The sequence below is a fragment of the Carnimonas bestiolae genome (assembly GCF_051251145.1).
Taxonomy (GTDB): Bacteria; Pseudomonadota; Gammaproteobacteria; order Pseudomonadales; family Halomonadaceae; genus Carnimonas; species Carnimonas bestiolae.
This window is the reverse complement of sequence record NZ_JBPCZK010000001.1, coordinates 285,596-303,412: the sequence shown is the minus strand read 5'-3', so window position 1 is coordinate 303,412 and position 17,817 is coordinate 285,596. Positions and strand designations below refer to the sequence as shown.

The 17,817-nt window shown below is 58.6% G+C and carries 15 protein-coding genes; 14 read left to right on the top strand and 1 reads right to left on the bottom strand.

The features are described 5' to 3' along the window. Window positions 1-51 precede the first annotated feature (51 nt). Window positions 52-3,711, bottom strand: coding sequence for a ribonuclease E (gene rne / locus R84865_RS01440; RefSeq protein WP_435638640.1), 3,660 nt, complete (start codon window positions 3,709-3,711; stop codon window positions 52-54). Window positions 3,712-4,526: 815 nt separating this feature from the next. Between rne and R84865_RS01435 the strand changes: the two genes are divergently transcribed. From R84865_RS01435 to R84865_RS01370, 14 genes are all read left to right on the top strand, one after another. Further along, window positions 4,527-5,501, top strand: a complete 975-nt coding sequence (locus tag R84865_RS01435; protein WP_435631670.1) for an RluA family pseudouridine synthase — start codon at window positions 4,527-4,529, stop codon at window positions 5,499-5,501. Window positions 5,502-5,579: 78 nt separating this feature from the next. Next, complete coding sequence (locus R84865_RS01430) at window positions 5,580-6,245, top strand: HAD family hydrolase (RefSeq protein WP_435638639.1); 666 nt, start codon at window positions 5,580-5,582, stop codon at window positions 6,243-6,245. Between the two features lie 257 nt (window positions 6,246-6,502). Continuing rightward, window positions 6,503-7,522 (top strand): signal peptide peptidase SppA, encoded by a 1,020-nt coding sequence (gene sppA / locus R84865_RS01425; RefSeq protein ID WP_435631668.1) that lies wholly within the window; start codon window positions 6,503-6,505, stop codon window positions 7,520-7,522. A 417-nt stretch (window positions 7,523-7,939) separates the two neighbouring features. After that, window positions 7,940-8,452: a YceD family protein gene (locus tag R84865_RS01420; RefSeq protein WP_435638638.1), complete on the top strand. Its 513-nt coding sequence runs from the start codon at window positions 7,940-7,942 to the stop codon at window positions 8,450-8,452. Window positions 8,453-8,495: 43 nt separating this feature from the next. Continuing rightward, on the top strand, window positions 8,496-8,672 hold the full coding sequence (rpmF, locus tag R84865_RS01415; RefSeq protein ID WP_025732948.1) for a 50S ribosomal protein L32: 177 nt from the start codon (window positions 8,496-8,498) through the stop codon (window positions 8,670-8,672). Window positions 8,673-8,710: 38 nt separating this feature from the next. After that, window positions 8,711-9,733, top strand: a complete 1,023-nt coding sequence (gene plsX, locus R84865_RS01410) for a phosphate acyltransferase PlsX (protein ID WP_435638637.1) — start codon at window positions 8,711-8,713, stop codon at window positions 9,731-9,733. 87 nt (window positions 9,734-9,820) lie between these two features. Then, entirely contained in the window at window positions 9,821-10,783 is a 963-nt protein-coding gene (gene fabD / locus R84865_RS01405; protein WP_435631665.1) for an ACP S-malonyltransferase, read from the top strand. Window position 10,784: 1 nt separating this feature from the next. Next, entirely contained in the window at window positions 10,785-11,528 is a 744-nt protein-coding gene (gene fabG, locus R84865_RS01400) for a 3-oxoacyl-ACP reductase FabG (protein ID WP_435631664.1), read from the top strand. Window positions 11,529-11,620: 92 nt separating this feature from the next. Beyond that, window positions 11,621-11,854, top strand: a complete 234-nt coding sequence (gene acpP / locus R84865_RS01395; protein ID WP_025732952.1) for an acyl carrier protein — start codon at window positions 11,621-11,623, stop codon at window positions 11,852-11,854. 433 nt (window positions 11,855-12,287) lie between these two features. Then, complete coding sequence (gene fabF, locus R84865_RS01390; RefSeq protein ID WP_435631663.1) at window positions 12,288-13,520, top strand: beta-ketoacyl-ACP synthase II; 1,233 nt, start codon at window positions 12,288-12,290, stop codon at window positions 13,518-13,520. Between the two features lie 2 nt (window positions 13,521-13,522). Beyond that, the gene (pabC, locus tag R84865_RS01385; protein ID WP_435631662.1) at window positions 13,523-14,377 is read left to right on the top strand and encodes an aminodeoxychorismate lyase; all 855 of its coding nucleotides are present in this window, start codon (window positions 13,523-13,525) and stop codon (window positions 14,375-14,377) included. A gap of 18 nt (window positions 14,378-14,395) precedes the next feature. Then, the gene (gene mltG, locus R84865_RS01380; protein WP_435638636.1) at window positions 14,396-16,111 is read left to right on the top strand and encodes an endolytic transglycosylase MltG; all 1,716 of its coding nucleotides are present in this window, start codon (window positions 14,396-14,398) and stop codon (window positions 16,109-16,111) included. Then, window positions 16,098-16,760 carry a dTMP kinase gene (tmk, locus tag R84865_RS01375; RefSeq protein WP_435638635.1) on the top strand — a complete coding sequence of 221 codons (663 nt, stop codon included), beginning with the start codon at window positions 16,098-16,100 and terminating at the stop codon, window positions 16,758-16,760. Before mltG ends, tmk begins: the two co-directional genes overlap by 14 nt. Continuing rightward, window positions 16,757-17,767, top strand: coding sequence for a DNA polymerase III subunit delta' (locus R84865_RS01370; protein WP_435631659.1), 1,011 nt, complete (start codon window positions 16,757-16,759; stop codon window positions 17,765-17,767). The genes tmk and R84865_RS01370 overlap by 4 nt, the downstream gene beginning before the upstream one ends. Window positions 17,768-17,817 lie beyond the last annotated feature (50 nt).

The window sequence follows — 17,817 nt, the reverse complement described above, 5'->3', positions numbered from 1 at the left end:
ACCGGGGGCTTTTGTTTGACGGGACGCCCGCGCTAGGCGGGCGAACCAACGTTACTCGCTAGAAGAGTGCTGCTGAGAGCGACGCTGCTCGCGAGGATCGTTATGGGCACGGCTGCGGCGTCGACGAGCAGGCGCGACGTTCTGCTCCTCGCTGTCGTTGCCCGCAGACTTGCTGGCTTCCTGCTCGTTATCAGCCTCGGACGCCGACGTTTCGCTCGGCGCTTGAGACGCAGGCTTGGACTGCGCAGAAACATCCTCTTCAGCTTTTGCCGCAGAAGTGGGAGCAGCGGTAGTCGCGCTGTTGCCTTCAGACGCAGCGGTGCTATCGGCCTGTTTCGCCTCTACTGGCGTTTCGGCCTTCGCTACCGCTTCGGGCTTTGGCGCTTGCTCTACCTTTGCCGCTTCCTTAGCCGTTGCGGGCTGCTCCGCTTTGTCCGAAGAAGCCTGCTGCGCCGCTGCCTGTTCGGGCTTGGCCTGCGGTTTTGCAGTGGGCTCTTCAGCATTGCGGACATCCGCCGCAGCAGCGCTGTTGCCTTCAGACGCAGCAGTGCTATCGGCCTGTTTAGGCTCTACTGGCGTTTCGGCCTTCGCTACCACTTCGGGCTTTGGCGCTTGCTCTACCTTTGCCGTTACGGGCTGCTCCGCTTTGTCCGAAGAAGCCTGCTGCGCCGCTGCCTGTTCGGGCTTGGCCTGCGGTTTTGCAGCGCTCTCTTTGGCATTGCGGACATCCGCCGCCGCAGTGCTATCGGCCTGTTTAGGCTCTACTGGCGTTTCGTTCTTCGCTACCGCTTCAGCCTTTGGCGCAGGCTGCGCTTTGGCAGCTTCCTCAGCCTTTGCGGATTGCTCAGCCTTTGCAGGTTGATCTTCCCGTTTGACGGCGGAGGTGACTGCTTCAGCGTCGCTGGCTTCGCGGTTGGCCTCGCTATCCTTGACGCTCGGGCCGCCATCGTTGCTCTTGTCAGCGGACTGGACTGTCGCCTTGCTCTCTTTGCTAGCGGCAACGTGCTGCTGATCCGCCGCCGATGCTGCGCTAGAAGACGCGTCGGGTTTGGCTGCCGTTGTGCGATCGCCTGCTTCGGTGGCTACCGCGCTGCTGGCAGCTTTAGCGTTGCGCTGCTTAGGCTGGTAGTCAGGCTCAGCGGCGGCGCGACCAAAGGTACGATTGCCTCCCGCAGCGGTCGCTGGCGCAGCGTCGCTCGCAGCGCTTGCTTGCTCGGCTCGTTTCGCCTCTACACCGACCAGGCCGTTATGAACGTCCTCATGCTCATGGACATCTTCAACGAACTTCTTGCTGGGCTGTTTCGCCGTAGCGTCGGTCTCAGGCTGCTGAGACGCTGCTGCTGCCTTGGCAGCCGGGGCGGTGGCTTTGGCATTGGACGGCGCCTGCTGGCTGCTGCCATTGTCGGCCAGCGCTTGCTGCTCAGCGACCGCATCCTTGTTCAGCGCGCGGTTACGGCTACGCTTGCGAGGATTGTTGCGGGTACGCTTGGGCTGGTGAGCATGCTGTTCACCGCTGCTGGACGCGTTGTCCTGGCTGCCCTTGTTGGCGTTAGCCGGAGCCGCAGCGTTGCTGTCTTGCTGCTCGTTGCGTTTCTTGTCGGCCTGGCCGCCGCGCTGGTTATCACGCTGCGACGTGTCGCGCTGACTATCCTTGTTACCTTGAGCAGAGCGCTGCTTGTTCGAGCCCTGATCGCGGTTCCCGCCGTTGCGCTGCTTACCGTTCTGCTGGCTATCGTCGTTGCGCTTATTGCGCTGACGGTTGTCTGACGACTTGTCGCGCTGCTCGCTGCTATCCTGACGAGCGGACTGATTGTCGTCGCGCTTCTGATCGCCCGATCTGCTGCGATTGTTGCGACGGTTGTCATTGCGCTTGTTGCCGCTATTTTGCGACTGGCTCGAGCGCTGGCTTTCCTGCGCTTCAGCGGTGGCACTGGCGCGGGTGGCGCTGTCGCGTGATTCAGCAGCGGCAGTGGCGCTAGCATCGTTGCCAAGCATGCGGGCGAAACTACGCATGACCCGAGAGAGGAAACCACTGCCGCCTTCAGGCAGCGCCTGACGCGGCTCCTGAGCGGCCTGAGTGTCCTGCTTGAGAGAGGCGGGTGCCGGGGTATTATGGCTAACCGACTTCACGGCGGCTTCAGAGCGTGGCACCAGTTTGCTAACGGAATGCTCGGCCTGAGGCGCTTCGTACTGGGTGTCGAGCTCGAAGCTTGATTTGCCGATCTCGTCTTCTTCAAGCTGATCGTCACGCAGGCGCTGCACGTCGTAGTGCGGGGTGTCCATTTCCGGCTCGGGCAGCATCATTACCCGTACCTGCTGACGGCGCTCGATGTCGGCGAGCACGTTACGTTTTTCGTTCAGCAGATAGGTAGCCACCGCGACCGGCAGGGTAGCGCGAATCTGGGCGCTGCGATCCTTCATCGCTTCTTCTTCGATCAAGCGCAGAATCGACAGCGACAGCGAGCGCACGTCGCGAATAGTGCCTTGGCCGTTACAGCGTGGGCAGACATGGCCGCTGGTTTCGCCCAGCGAAGGGCGCAAGCGTTGGCGCGACATCTCCATCAGGCCGAAGCGCGAGATACGGCCGACCTGCACTCGGGCACGGTCGAGCTTCAGCGCCTCGCGCATGCGATTTTCGACTTCACGCTGATTTTTGGACGGCGACATATCGATAAAATCGATTACCACCAGGCCGCCGGAATCTCGCAAGCGGAGCTGACGAGCAATTTCGTCGGCCGCTTCCAGGTTGGTTTGCAGCGCGGTTTCTTCGATGTCGCCGCCGCGCGTGGCGCGTGCCGAGTTGATATCGATCGATACCAGCGCTTCGGTAATATCGATAACGATAGCGCCGCCAGAAGGCAGTTTGACTTCGCGCTGGTAGGCCGTTTCTATTTGCGATTCGATCTGGAAGCGCGAGAACAGCGGCACTTCGTCCTGATAGAGCTTGATCTTCTGCTGGTAGCTCGGCATCACCTGCTTAACGAACGACAGCGCTTCGTTATGCACGTCTTCGCCGTCGATCAGCACTTCGCCAATATCAGGACGCAGGTAGTCGCGCATCGCGCGAATAATCACGTTGGATTCGCGATAGATAAGGAAGGGGGCGGGGCGTTGCTGTGCTTCTCCGGTAATGGCTTCCCATACCTGCACCAGGTAGTCGAGGTCCCACTGCAGCTCTTCGGTGGAGCGGCCAATGCCCGCCGTGCGCACGATAACACCCATGCGCTCAGGAAGCGTCAGCTCGCCCATGGCTTCCTTGAGCTGGGCGCGGTCGTCACCTTCGATACGGCGCGAGATGCCACCGGCACGGGGATTATTGGGCATCAGCACGAGGAAGCGGCCGGCCAGACTGATGAAGGTGGTGAGAGCGGCGCCTTTATTGCCACGCTCTTCCTTATCGACCTGAACGATCACTTCCTGGCCTTCCTTCAGCACCTCTTTGATGCTGGGGCGGCCGTTGCCCGAAGGCTCCTTGATGAAGTATTCGCGTGCTACTTCCTTGAGTGGCAGAAAGCCGTGACGATCAGCACCGAAGTCAACAAATGCCGCTTCCAGGCTAGGCTCGATGCGGGTAATACGCGCACGATAAATATTGGCTTTCTTTTGCTCGCGAGCGCCTGATTCGATATCGAGATCGTAAAGGCGCTGTCCATCCACCAGGGCGACGCGCAGCTCTTCTGGCTGGGTCGCGTTGATGAGCATTCTTTTCATGTCGTCTCGCTGACTTGTCGCACCGGGCGACGGCGTCGGCGAACCGCTACTTGCTTTGTGTTGTGCTCAGTGCATGTTGGTCAGTGGCTTTGTGAAGGCCTCGATGGCGCTGTTTGGCACATCCAGCGAGGTGATCACAAACGCTCAAATATTGTCATGTTGAGTACGCAGCGGCACCAGAAACATGATGCGGTGGCAGTTGGCCAACCGGTTTCAGTGCTTGCCGCCAGACACCTGGCATCTGTCGATTCGAAGACGCCGATTCCGGTACGGAAATAAAAGTTGAGTTCCGTGGTTGTCGAAACCGGTCGTTGGCACCCAGTCTACGAGGACCGGTCAATACTGATGGCAGGCGGGGCGTTCTGTAAGCGAACGCGAAAATGTTCCGATGCTGGCCCAGCCTGGCCACAGCGCTGCTTTTAAAGCGAACGGGTGACGGTATGTGGGCGTGGCGCACGATGGGTAACGCCTTCAGTATCGCTATTTCCTATTAGTAACCAGCCTGCAATCGGCGTTGCGGGTATCCACGCACTTGGTGTGCTGTTGTATCTGTTGCCTGGCCCACATGTGCTTGTTTCGCGGGCGCTTTCCGGTATTTGGCACGTGATCTGGTGTGCCTTCCGAGGCCTTCGGAATATATCAACCTTTGTTACGCCGAGCAATGTTTATAAAGATTAACGAAAGTAGCGTTATTTACTGTACGTAAAAGAAATCGGGTGCTCAGGTGTCCATAAGGCGCGTTTTCAGGGAAGATAGCCAGCGTGTGGCGATCCAATGGGTAATGTCGCCAAATGAATGTGGTGCAGGATACAGGTATGTCGCTAAACGATAGCGCTAAACAGGAAGCAACCGGCCAGCAGGTTCAGTGGCTCGAGGTAGACGACAATCAAGCGGGGCAGCGGCTTGATAATTTTTTGATGGCGCGCCTTAAAGGGGTGCCACGTACCTTGGTGTATCGCATTATCCGCAAAGGAGAAGTGCGCGTTAACAAGTCGCGAGCCAAGGCGGATACGCGCATCAGTGCAGGCGATGTGGTGCGTGTGCCGCCGCTGCGCATGGCGCCGCAGGAGGCGGTGCAGGAAGTTTCGGACAATCTGCGGCGAGTGCTGCTATCGAGCGTGATTGCTGAAACGGATGGCTGGCTGGCGGTCAATAAGCCCTCGGGGCTGTCTGTGCATGGCGGCACTGGTGTCAAGATCGGTTTGATAGAGGCGCTGCGTCAGGTCAGAACCGACTTGTCGTTTATCGAGCTGGTGCACCGTATCGATCGCGATACGTCGGGGTGTTTGCTGATTGCCAAAAGTCGCGAGGCGTTGCTGCGCTTAAGCGACGATATCAAGCACAAGCGCATGGATAAGCGCTATATGGCGCTGGTAGAAGGGCGCTGGCCTGCCGCGCGGGAATGGGTATCGGCGCCATTGCTGCGTTATGAGTCAGGCAACGGCGAGCGGCGGGTCAAGGTAGACAAGTCCGGCAAACGCTCGCGTACCACCTTCAATGTTATTGAGACCTTTGAAGGCGCCACGCTGATTGAAGCCTCTCCGATTACCGGACGCACGCACCAAATTCGGGTGCATGCGGCGCACAGCGGTCATCCACTGCTGCATGATGCCAAGTACGGTAGTCGTCAGGGTGAGCGCCTTGCCGCGCAATGGGGGTTGGAACGGCTGTTCTTGCATGCGCGTTCGCTGGCCTTCGATGATCCTTTTACCGGCAAACGTATCGAGCTGAAAGCGCGGCTCGATCCTGCGCTTCAAACCGTTATCGAGCGGGCGCGCCAGCCGCGCTAGGGTTAGCCAGCTTGGGCTCCGGTAGGGCTGAGCGCCCCAGCACTACAGGCAAAAAAGCATCATGGAGCAGGTGGGGCGATGGGCTATTCGCTAGCAATCTTCGATTGGGACGGCACGCTAATGAATTCGGTGCCACGCATTGTCCTAGCGATGCAGCGCGCGGCAAAGGATATTGCGATCGACGTGTTCAGCGATCGTCAGGTTAGGGATATCATTGGTCTGGGACTACCGGAGGCCATTGCGGTGCTGGCGCCAGCGCTGAATGCGCGTCAGGCGGAAGCGCTGCGACAGCGCTATATCGCTCGGTTTCACGAAATAGCCGCCAAAGAACCTGCCGACTGCTTCTTTGACGGCATTACCTCGATGCTCGCTACGCTGTCGCACCATGGCGCGCAGTTAGCGATTGCCACCGGCAAGGGAATGCCGGGGCTCAAGCGAGCACTGGCGGCACATCCTGAGCAGCAGCAGCTGTTTAGCGCCTTAAGAACGGCAGATGTTACCCGCTCTAAACCGGATCCGCTGATGTTGCAGCAATTGCTTGATGAAACGGGCGTTGCAGCCACAGCAGCGGTAATGGTTGGCGACAGCATCTACGATATGCAGATGGCGGGCCGCGCAGGCGTCGCCGCGATTGGCGTTGGCTGGGGTGTGCATCATGCCGAGCAACTATTGGAAAACGGCGCGCTGCGTGTGGCCCAGTCACCCCAGCAGTTGGCAGAGTGGTTGACTGCGCCAGCGTGCTAAAGCGCAGGATCACGGTAAGCGGGTGAACCGTGCACTGCGCTGAGTGAGCGTGACAAAGCTGCATGGGTGGGGCGAGGCTGCACAGGTAAGTGTGGGCGGCCATTTGGCATGGAGCGGGTCGGGTGAGGGCAGGTTAGGCGTATTAAGGCGCGGGTCGAGCATCTAACGTGTGCTCACCGTATTCTGCCCACCTCTTTATAGGGCTGTGCTGCATTAACATTCGTTATGCGGCCTTCATTGGGAAGTAGATAGTAGCGATGAGTAATGATCAATGGAACGAGGGTGGCGAGCAGCCGTCAGGATCTGCGGCTTCGCACCACTCACGGGCAGAACGTGATGCGCAGGCAGCGCTCTATTCACTCGCTAAGGATGCACTGAAGGAAAAGCGCCGCAGTCGGCGCTGGAAAATTTTCTTCCGGCTCGCATGGCTACTGCTGGTAGTGGCGGTGTTTGCGTCGATTTATTCATCGATGCGCTCAGGATCGAGTTCGACGACCAGTAGCGGCGACTTCGTCGGCGTAGTGGAGCTGGAAGGCATGATCTCGAGCGACTCCGAGGCCAACGCCAAGCGCATCATCGAGGGCATTGATAAAGCCTACGACAGCAAGGCCAAAGCGGTGGTGGTGCACATCAATAGCCCTGGCGGGACACCGGTGCAGGCGGCCAGAATCTACGACGAAATCATGCGGCTGCGTAAGGAAGGCAAGAAACCCATCTACGCGGTGATCGAAGATCTAGGAGCCAGCGGTGCTTACTACGTTGCATCGGGCGCTGACAAGATTTACGCCGCACCAGCCAGTTTGGTGGGTTCTATCGGCGTCATCTATTCCGGTTTCGGCTTTGAAGACATTCTGAAAAAAGCAGGCGTCGAGCGTCGCGTGTTCACCGCCGGCGAGAACAAGGATTTCCTTGATCCGTTCAAGGGGGTGACGCCGCATCAGCAGCAGTTCTGGCAGCACCTGCTGGATGTTACCCATCAGCAATTTATCAACGACGTCAAAAAGGGCCGAGGCGATCGCCTGAAAGACGATCCCGAGCTATTCAGCGGACTGGTGTGGAGCGGTGAACAGGCGCGCGAACTTGGCTTGATCGACGAGGTAAAAACCTTCGATCAGGTAATACGTGAGCAGGTCGGTAGTACCGATAATACCGTCGACTTCACGCCAAGCTCTGATCCCTTTGACCGTATTGGCAAGCGTATTGGGGTAATGGCGTCATCCGCGCTTGGCCTGAGCGCTTCCTCAACGGTTGCGCCGTTGCGTGCTGAAATGAAATAAATATTCAGCGATGTTAAATGAAGGCGGCCTTTAGGGTCGCCTTTTTGTATTCCTGCAATATGTCGCTAAGCGCAGCTTAATTATCACAGTGCGTGAAGCAGGCGGTCGTTCACGATTATTTGCGTGCGTTTCGTGCAATGAACAAGGAAGTGAGGTGGACGCGTTACGCTCAGGGTTTCTACGGTGCGTCTCACCTACTAAAAAGGGCTGGCGGCTGCCCTGACTGGCGGCTGTCCAATCAGCAAATAAAGTAGTGCTTTGTTAGATAAGCTTCGGCCGCTTTTAACGCTGCGCGCGCAGACTGTTTGGCGACTATTAATAATAATGCGCGTTAGTCTGAAGTTCAGGCGCCATTGTCAGCCATAAACGCATGTAAACTTTGACAGGCAAGGGGGGAGTCCCTATCATTGCGCGCCTATGTCTATCACGCGAATTCCTCACACCGTTGAGCCTTATCGGCTGGCTGCCGTCGCAGAACATCTCGAGGGCACTGTCCCGCTCGAGAAGATGCCGCGCCTTTCAGAAGCCGTAGGTGAGCAGCAAGGGGAATGTGCTGTTCGGCTGCAGTTCGGTGTCGACGAGCAAGCGCAGCGCTATATTAGAGGCGCGCTTGAAGCTCGGGTCGTGCTGGAGTGTCAGCGCTGCTTGCAGCCGCTGCCGGTGGATATTAGTGCCGACTTCCTGCTCGGGCTCTCGGTCGGCGACAGTCAGGCGGCCCATCTTCCGAAGCGCTACGATCCGGTTATCGTTGAAAACGACCAGCTGGATTTATGGTCGGTCGTTGAAGAAGAGCTGTTGCTCGATCTGCCGCAAGTCGCATTCCACCCGGAGGGTGAGTGCCCAGTGTCGCAAGAGCAGTTGCAAAGCGGTGATGAGATAGAAACGCATAACCCATTCAGCGTACTGAATACGTTGAAGTCAAAAAACTGATGTGCCGGGGTATCCCCCGGAATTTACTTGCAGGAGTTTCAGCATGGCTGTTCAACAGAATCGCAAATCCCGTTCCAAGCGCAACATGCGTCGCGCTCACGATAGCCTCAGCACTGCAGCGCTGGCGACTGATCAGGAAACCGGTACAACTCACCGTCGCCACCACGTAGCGCCTGACGGCTTCTACCGTGGTCGCAAGGTCGTTGACGTCGAATCCTGAGTCGACGCCGCGGCTGAGTAGGCTGGGGCAGTTAGCATATGCATCTCGCGATTGATGCGATGGGCGGGGACCAAGGTCCCCGCGCTGCTGTCGGGGGATCGGTGCAGGCGCTGCGTCAGTATCCCGGCCTCTCCGTTACCCTCTACGGGCAGCGAGCCGCCATTGAGCGCCATTTGTCAGCATCTCTCTTGCGCTCAGCGCTCGGCAGGCGCATCACGCTGAACCACGTTGAAGGCGTGCTGCCTGCCTCGATGTCGCCCTCCACAGTGCTCCGTACTTCCTCCTGTCATACTCCTGTCGTTACCAGTTTGCATGCTGCTGTTGGTGCGGTGGCAGAAGGGCGGGTTGATGGTTGTATCAGCGCTGGCGACACCGGTGCGCTGATGGCGCTGTCGCGCCTGCAGGTAGGGATGCTTGAGGGCGTTGCGCGACCGGCTATCAGTGCGCCAATTCCCACCTTGGGCAAGCGCTGCTATCTGCTCGATCTGGGCGCTAACGTTGATTGTCAGCCGCGCCATTTGCTGCAGTTTGCCGATATGGGTAGTCAGATGGTGCGGCTGCTCGATGGCGTTGAGCGACCGCGGGTAGCGGTGCTGAATATCGGCATCGAGCAGCACAAGGGCGGAAGATTGCAGCGTGCCGCCCACGAACTGCTAAGCGCGCGCACCGATTGCGGCTATGAGTACAGCGGTTTTATTGAGGGCGATGCGCTATTTAAAGGCGCTATCGATGTGGTGGTGTGCGATGGTTTCGTTGGTAATGTCGCACTCAAAACCAGCGAAGGATTAGCGCGCATGCTGGCCGACCGCTTGCAGGCCGCCTTCAGCAAAAATCTGCTGTCGCGTCTGATAAGCTTGCTGACGCGCCCGGCGCTTGCAAGCTTTCGCGAACAAATCAATCCGGTGCGCTACAATGGAGCCTCCTTGCTGGGGCTTGCAGGAAGGGTAGTGAAAAGTCACGGTGCTGCAGATTCGCGTGGCTTCTTCTACGCTATCGAGCGTGCCATAAAAGAAGTTCACGAACAGCTGCCACAACGCCTTAAGGCGAGTCTCGCCGGATAATCAAGGCGGGTGGCGGGCTCTTGGAGAGACGTGGCGACACTGGTCAGTGAGCAGTGTCGCCACGAAATAAAACGAAAGGATGTATAGATGACCGCCAGGATTGCGTTTGTCTTCCCCGGTCAGGGGTCGCAGCATATTGGTATGCTGCGCGAACTGGCCGAGCGTTACAGTGTCGTTCGCAGCACATTCGAAGAAGCTTCTACTGCATTGGGGTATAACCTTTGGCAGTTGGTGCAATCGGGCAGTGCTGAGGAACTCAATGCAACGGTCGTCACGCAGCCAGCGCTGCTGACATCCAGTGTTGCCATCTGGCGCGTGTGGCAGGAGCTCGAAGGGGTTCGGCCCGAGGTGCTGGCTGGGCATAGTCTGGGCGAGTACAGCGCGCTGGTATGCTCTGGCGCGCTGAGTTTTGCCGATGGGGTAAGGCTGGTCAGGCTGCGCGGTGAAGCCATGCAGTCGGCTGTCGCAGAGGGCGCTGGCGCGATGGCAGCCATTATTGGCCTCGACGACGACAAAGTGGAAGCCGCTTGCAGCGAAGCCGCTCAAGGACAGATTGTCTCGGCCGTTAACTTCAACTCTCCCGGTCAGGTGGTGATTGCCGGTGAGAACGACGCAGTCGAGCGTGCCATTTCACTGTGTAAGGAAGCGGGCGCCAAACGCGCGCTGCCTCTTCCGGTGTCGGTGCCTTCTCACTGTGAACTAATGCGTCCGGCGGCCGATAAACTGGCACAGGCGCTAAGTGATATCGATCTCAAGGCGCCGCGTTATCCGGTGGTGCAAAACGTTGACGCTGAAGTGCATCAGGATGTCGACGTGCTGCGTGAACGCCTTGTTGAGCAGCTTTATCGTCCGGTGCGCTGGTCATCCTGCGTTACTCGCATGGCAGAGCGTGGCGTCGAGCTATGCATCGAATGCGGCCCCGGCAAGGTGCTGACCAACCTGAACAAACGCATCGATCGTTCGCTGGTTAGCCTGGCGGTAAACGATCCTGAAAGCCTGGGCGCAGCACTTGAACGTGCGCGCAGCGAAGACTCAGATAGCGAGCAGTAACATGACAAACGAAAGCAAAGTGGCGCTGGTGACCGGCGCAAGTCGCGGTATTGGTCGCGCTATCGCCCGCCAATTGGGTAGCCAAGGGTATTTTGTTGCGGGTACCGCAACGTCTGCTGAAGGTGCCGAGCGTATCTCCGCCGATTTGGCCGAGCAGGGCGTGGCGGGCCAGGGCTTCCACCTGCAGGTTAACGATCCTGACTCCATTGCCGCGGTGCTCGATCAACTGACCAGTGACCACGGCGCACCGCTGGTGTTGGTGAATAACGCCGGTATCACTCGCGACAACCTGCTGATGCGTATGAAAGAAGATCAGTGGGATGACGTTATCGACACCAATCTCAAGTCTGTTTATCGTCTCTCCAAGGCATGCCTGCGCGGCATGACCAAAGCGCGCTTCGGTCGCATTATCAATATCAGTTCGGTTGTCGCTACCTTGGGAAATCTGGGACAATCGAACTATGCTGCAGCGAAAGCAGGCATGGAAGGTTTTAGCCGCTCGCTTGCACGTGAAGTCGCTTCGCGCAATATTACCGTCAACTGTGTTGCCCCCGGCTTTATTGCCAGCGACATGACGGACGTGCTTCCTGAAGCACAGCGTGATGCGCTACTGGCTCAAATTCCGGTTGCTCGCTTAGGGCAGCCTGAAGAGATCGCAGCCGCGGTTGGCTTCCTCGCCAGCGATGCGGCGGGGTATGTCACCGGCGAAACGTTACACGTTAACGGCGGCATGAATATGCGATGATCGAAAACGGTGCTGTTGCGCCGTTCATTCGCGGTCTATAAACTACCGTCAGTCTTTAAGGCGGATTACGTACCACTAGGAGCACAGACAACATGAGTACCATTGAAGAGCGCGTCAAAAAGGTTGTTGCCGAGCGTTTGAACGTTAAAGAAGAAGAAATCCAGAACAGTTCTTCTTTCACCGAAGATCTGGGCGCTGACTCGCTCGACACTGTTGAGCTGGTAATGGCTCTCGAAGAGGAATTCGACACCGAAATTCCTGACGAAGAAGCAGAAAAGATCACCACCGTGCAGGAAGCCATCGACTACATTAACTCTCATCAGTAAGAGTTGATGTGTTGACCGGATAGCGTTTTCTTCTTCAAGTGGCGTGATCCGGTGCGCGAAAACAGCCGCTCCAGGTAAGGGGCGGCTTTTTCTTGTGATACGCATACGTTTGCTCAAGCCTTTACTAATGTGGCCATGAGCCACCGGCGTTTATGAAAAAGCAGTGGCTCATCGATCGTATTACTCGAAGTTGAGGTATACTGGGGCCTTCATATCACGCGTCAAGCAAGCGTCAGTTCAAGCGCTTGCCAAGGCTTGAATAAGTAATCCGCTCAGCGCGGTTATTTATCGTTCCAACGCGCATCGCGTTGTCGTTTCGATCGAGCGTTGTCGTGTGATAGAACCGCGTGTGAACAGCTGCCGATGCTGAAGCGCCCATTGTTGGCATCGCTCGGCGGGTTGTAGCACCGCAAAATTCAGTTTGGAGGAAAGGATGGCTCGAAGGAGAGTCGTGGTAACCGGGTTGGGTATGCTGACACCGGTTGGAAACAACGTGGCGGATACCTGGTCTAGCATCGTTGCTGGCAAAAGTGGTATCGGCCCCATCGAACACTTCGACGCGTCCACGTTCAAAACGCGTTTTTGTGGTGCGGTCAAAAACTTCGATGCGTCGCCTTTTATCGATCCTAAAGAAGCGCGCAAGATGGACCTGTTTATCCAATATGGATTGGCAGCCTCTGCGGAAGCCATCAAGGATTCCGGGATCGACATTTCCGAAGACAACGCTCACCGCATCGGTACCGCTATTGGTTCCGGCATCGGCGGCCTGCCGATGATCGAAGTCAACCATTCGGCGTTGCTCGATGGTGGCGCGCGGCGTGTTTCTCCTTTCTTTGTGCCGGGCTCCATCGTCAACATGGTGGCGGGCAATCTGGCGATCCAATATGGCCTGACCGGCCCCAATATCGCCATCGCCACGGCGTGCACCACAGGTACTCACAACATTGGCTACGGTGCGCGCACCATCGCTTATGGTGACGCCGACGTTATGGTGTGCGGCGGCGCTGAAATGTCGTCGTCGCCGCTGGGTATTGGTGGCTTCTCGGCCGCGCGTGCGCTATCCACTCGTAACGATGACCCGCAGGGTGCGAGCCGCCCGTGGGATCGCGGTCGCGACGGTTTCGTACTTTCTGACGGCGCCGGCATTGTGGTGCTTGAAGAGTACGAGCATGCGGTCGCACGCGGTGCCAATATCTATGCCGAGTTAACCGGCTTTGGCATGAGCGACGACGCTCACCACATTACTGCGCCCAACGGCGTGGGTGCCGAAATGGCGATGCGTAATGCGATACGCGATGCGGGCATCGATGCGGCTGATCTGCACTATATCAATGCTCACGGTACCTCTACCAAAGCTGGTGATGCCGCAGAAAGCCAGGCCGTTGAGCGCGTGATGGGTGAAAGTGCCAAGCACGTGGCGGTTAGCTCTACCAAGTCGATGATCGGCCATCTGCTGGGTGCCGCTGGTGCCGTCGAGGCTATCTTCTGCATTCTGGCACTACGCGATCAAATTGCGCCGCCCACCATTAACCTCGACGACGTCGATGAGGGCTGCAATCTTGATTACGTGCCGCACACCGCCCGCGAGATGAAAATCGACAACGCGCTTTCCAACTCCTTCGGGTTTGGCGGCACTAACGGGTCGCTGCTCTTCAGTCGAGTGTAGCAGTGGCCGTACCAGTCGGTGGAGAGCACTCTCACGATGCCCCCGTTCCCTTCGATGACCGCGGGTTGTCCTACGGGGATGGGGTCTTCGAAACTGTGCTGGTACGTAACGGCCACCCGTTGCTATGGCCGTATCATCTGCGCCGTCTCATGCATGGCTGCGATCGGCTGGGTATTCCCCGGCCGCAGCGCACTGAGCTTGAGGCGGCGTTTTCGTGCGCGGTCGGTTTGCAGGTCAGCAAGTTGATCGTGACGCGTGGCTCAGGCGGGCGCGGCTATCTGCCTCCCGCTAATCCCGAGCCGCGTATCAGATGGCGCTCCACGCCCTTCGAGCCACAGCGCGCGCGCTGGCAGGAGGGCATTCGTGTCAAGGTGTGTGACACCCGCTTGGCGCGTCAGCCGCTGCTGGCCGGTATCAAGCATCTGAACCGGCTGGAGAATGTGCTGGCACGTCAGGAGTGCGATCCTTCCCTGTATGCAGAAGGTGTCATGCTCGATACCGAGGGTTGGGTAACGGATGCGACGGCGATGAACCTCGCCTGGTTTGACGGCCAGCAGTGGCTTACACCACCGCTCGATCAATGCGGTGTCAGCGGCACCCTGCGTGCTGCTCTGATCGAGCGCGGCCTACTGTTTGAGCGCCGTCTGCATGTTGACGAGCTAGATGCAGTCGAAGCGTTGTGCCTGTTCAATTCAGTGCAGGGCGTGTGGCCGGTGGCATCGCTTCATCAGGGGGCACAGGCGTGGCGCTGGTCGCCGCAAGCATTGCCGCTAGCGCGTTTGAGCGAGCCGGCTCAGGCGCTGTTAGGCTACTCGCATGCCCCGCGAACGGGTGCCGAGGGTTGGGTCTCGAATTAATTCGCTGCTGGATAAACGATGCGATTGATCAAATTTACAGGTATGTCGCTAGTCATTTTAATCGTGCTGATAGCGGTGGCTGGCGGCGTGTGGAAGTATCAGCTCGACAGCCGCATCGCGCTCGAGCAGCCGCAGCTTTACGAAGTAAAACGCGGCGACGGCGCGCGCGTTACGCTTGAGCGATTGCAGCAGCAGGGCGTAATCAAATGGCGCTGGCCGTTCGAAGCGCTAGCGCTATGGGACAAACAGCGTTTTGCCTCGCTGAAGGTGGGCCAATTTCAGCTTGAGCCGGGAATGAACGCCTATCAACTGCTCGACAAGCTCTCGAGTAACGATGTGGTGTCCTACTCCGTCACCATTCCTGAAGGGCGCACTTTCGCGGTAATGCGCTCCTTGATCAACACGCTGCCCAATGTGCGTCACGATTCGCTGGCGATGAGCGACGCTGAGCTGATGGCTGCCATCGGTCATGAGGGTGAGCGGCCAGAAGGGCGCTTCTTTCCCTCTACCTATCGATTTTCGGAGGGTGACTCCGATCTGACGTTGTTCAAACGCGCCTACAACACCATGCAGAAAATGCTGGATAATGCATGGCAAAAGCGCAGTGACAAGCTGCCCTATAAAACGCCTTACGAGGCGCTGATCATGGCGTCGTTGGTTGAGCAGGAAGCGGCTGTTCCCGAGGAGCGTTCGCGCATTGCCGGGGTGTTTGTGCGGCGGCTTGAAAAGGACATGCGTCTGCAAACCGACCCCACGGTGGTGTATGGTCTGCATCTGTCCAGCGGTCGGGTACTCACCCGCGATAACTTGCGCACGGATAATCCGTTCAATACCTACCGCCACACCGGTTTGCCCCCAACGCCCATCTCGCTGCCCGGCGAAGCTTCGATTGCCGCAGCGCTGAATCCCGATTCCGGGGATGCGCTTTATTTCGTTGCCATGGGCAACGGTCGCCACGTGTTTTCGGCGACGCTTGAAGCGCACAATCGTGCGGTTAACCGTTACGTTGTCCAGCGCGCCATCGCGGAACGCTCCAAAGTGGCCAATGCAACCGAACAAGCCAATAAGCTGGTGCCAGCAGTTCAGTGTGCCTCGCCTCTGGATAAACAGAGCAAGGCGCAAGCTGCGCTGTTCGAACGCTTGTCCGGCGATGACGATAACGCCTTCGATGCCAAGGTCGTGGCCTTTGTGACGGCCCAGCAGCGTTGCCTGAGCGAGCACATTGCGCGACAGGCATTGATTGCCGCTCTGGAACTTGCCGACGATGCCGACGATGCCATTAGTCATGACGTGCTCGCGACGGTGCTTGAGCTGGTAGGAGATGCTGATCACGAGCTTGATAAAGACGTCGTGGAATCGGTCAGCTGCCAGTTCGCCAAGCCGTCCAGCGCCTCTGATAAGGCAGCATCCAATGCTTCCGACAAAGCGGCGTCCAGTGCCCCTGACGAGCCGGAGTCCAGCGCCTCTGACGAAGCGGGATCCAATGCTTCTGACAACGCTAAGCCTGACACCGACGACGAAGCTGGGCCCAGCGCTGGTTCTTCGAAACAGGCGACGCTCACTGAGCGAGCCGTCGAAACGGCCAAAACAGTAGCGCTGCCGCAGCACGATCAGCATCACCAAACGGCCAAACATCCCAAAGGCAGCGCGTCGGATAACGCGTCCTCCAAGCCCGACAAGAGTGAACATTCGCGTCATTCTGATTCAAGGAGCCACGCCCATGATCAGCGCTAATGCAGCGCGTTCCGGACGTTTGATTACGTTGGAAGGCGGTGAAGGGGTGGGCAAGAGCACCAATATTGCCTTCGTGGTCGAATGGCTTGAGCAGCGCGGACATACCGTTGTGAGTACCCGCGAGCCCGGCGGCACGCCGCGCGCTGAACAAATGCGCGAATTGTTGCTCGACCCTCAGGGTAGTGAGCCGCTTGATGCCGATGCCGAGCTGCTGCTGGTCTTCGCCGCGCGCGCCCAGCATCTGGCGCAAAAAATCGTTCCAGCCCTGCAGCGCGGAGCGCTGGTGGTCTGCGATCGTTTCATTGACGCGACCTATGCCTATCAGGGGGTGGGACGCGGCATTGATTCAGAACGTATTGGTGCGCTGGAACAGTGGGTATTGGGCGATCTCCGACCAGATCTGACGCTGCTGCTCGACATGCCGGAGCAAGCGGCCCGTCAGCGCGTGATGGCACGTGGTGCGGTGCTCGATCGCTTCGAAGAGCAGGCCAGCGATTTCTTCCGTGCCGTGCGTAAAGGTTATCTGGCGCGTGCTGAGGCCGAGCAGCAGCGTTTCGCGGTGATCGATGCGTCACAGCCGCTTGAAGACGTCCAGCAGCGCATTGGCGAGGTGCTTGAGCAGCGGCTACAGCAGTGGGGCCTTGCATGAGCGATGATCGCCAAGCGATCCCGTTGCCGTGGCAGCGCAGCGATTGGCAGCGGCTGATGCAGCTGTTCGCCCGCGATCGGCTGCCGCACGCGCTGCTATTGGCGGGAGGAAATGGGCTGGGCAAGGGCCATTTCGCCGATATGCTGGCCGCCAAGCTGCTGTGCGAAGCACCGCAGCAGGTCGCTGAAGGCCACGTCGCCTGTGGTCAGTGCCACGGTTGCCGGATGCGGCGTGCCGGCTACCACCCCGATCTTTTGAACATTCCTGCGCCCGAATTGGGACGCCTGATACGCATCGATGCCATTCGCGGCATCAATAGCTTCCTGTCGGAAACCGCCCAGCAGGGCGGTTATCGGGTAGTGCGTATCGAAGGTGTTGAGGCGATGACGATTGGTGCCGCCAACGCATTGCTGAAGAATCTCGAAGAGCCTGGTACACGCACCCTGTTTATGCTGCTCTCCGACGTGCCATCGCGGATCATGCCGACCATCATGAGTCGCTGTCAGAAGTTTGCCTTCAGCCCGCCAGGCTACCCTGAATGCCGCGACTGGCTACTGCAGCACATGGCCGACGAGCAGGACGCGCAGTTTTGGTGGCAGGTGTCCGGCGGCATGCCGCTGGCCGCCGTTGAGCAAGCGACTCCAGAGGCACGCCAACTGCGCCAGCGCTTGACCGAGCTGTTCGACGCGCTAGTGCGCGGCGGCGATCCGGTCGCCGAAGCCGCCCGGCTCGACCGTCAGCAGCTTAGCGCGATTTTGGAATACGGCATCCGCTGGCTGGAAGATGTGGTGCGGTTGGGGCTTTCCGGAGAAGCCGAAGAGTTACGCAACCCCGATATGCTGCCGCTTTATCGTCAAGCGGTGAAGAATGCGCGTGTACGCGACTGGTTCCGACTGCTTGACTATGCGCGCGAGCAGCGTCGTTTGATCGCCCACGGCAACAACCCCAACCCGCAGCTGGTGCTGGAGTCGTGGCTGATCCGCTGGTCAGCGCTGCTGCGTTCCTGAGCGTGGCTCGGTAACGCTAGCAGCGGCTCTCGCTGGTACGCCCGGCGAGC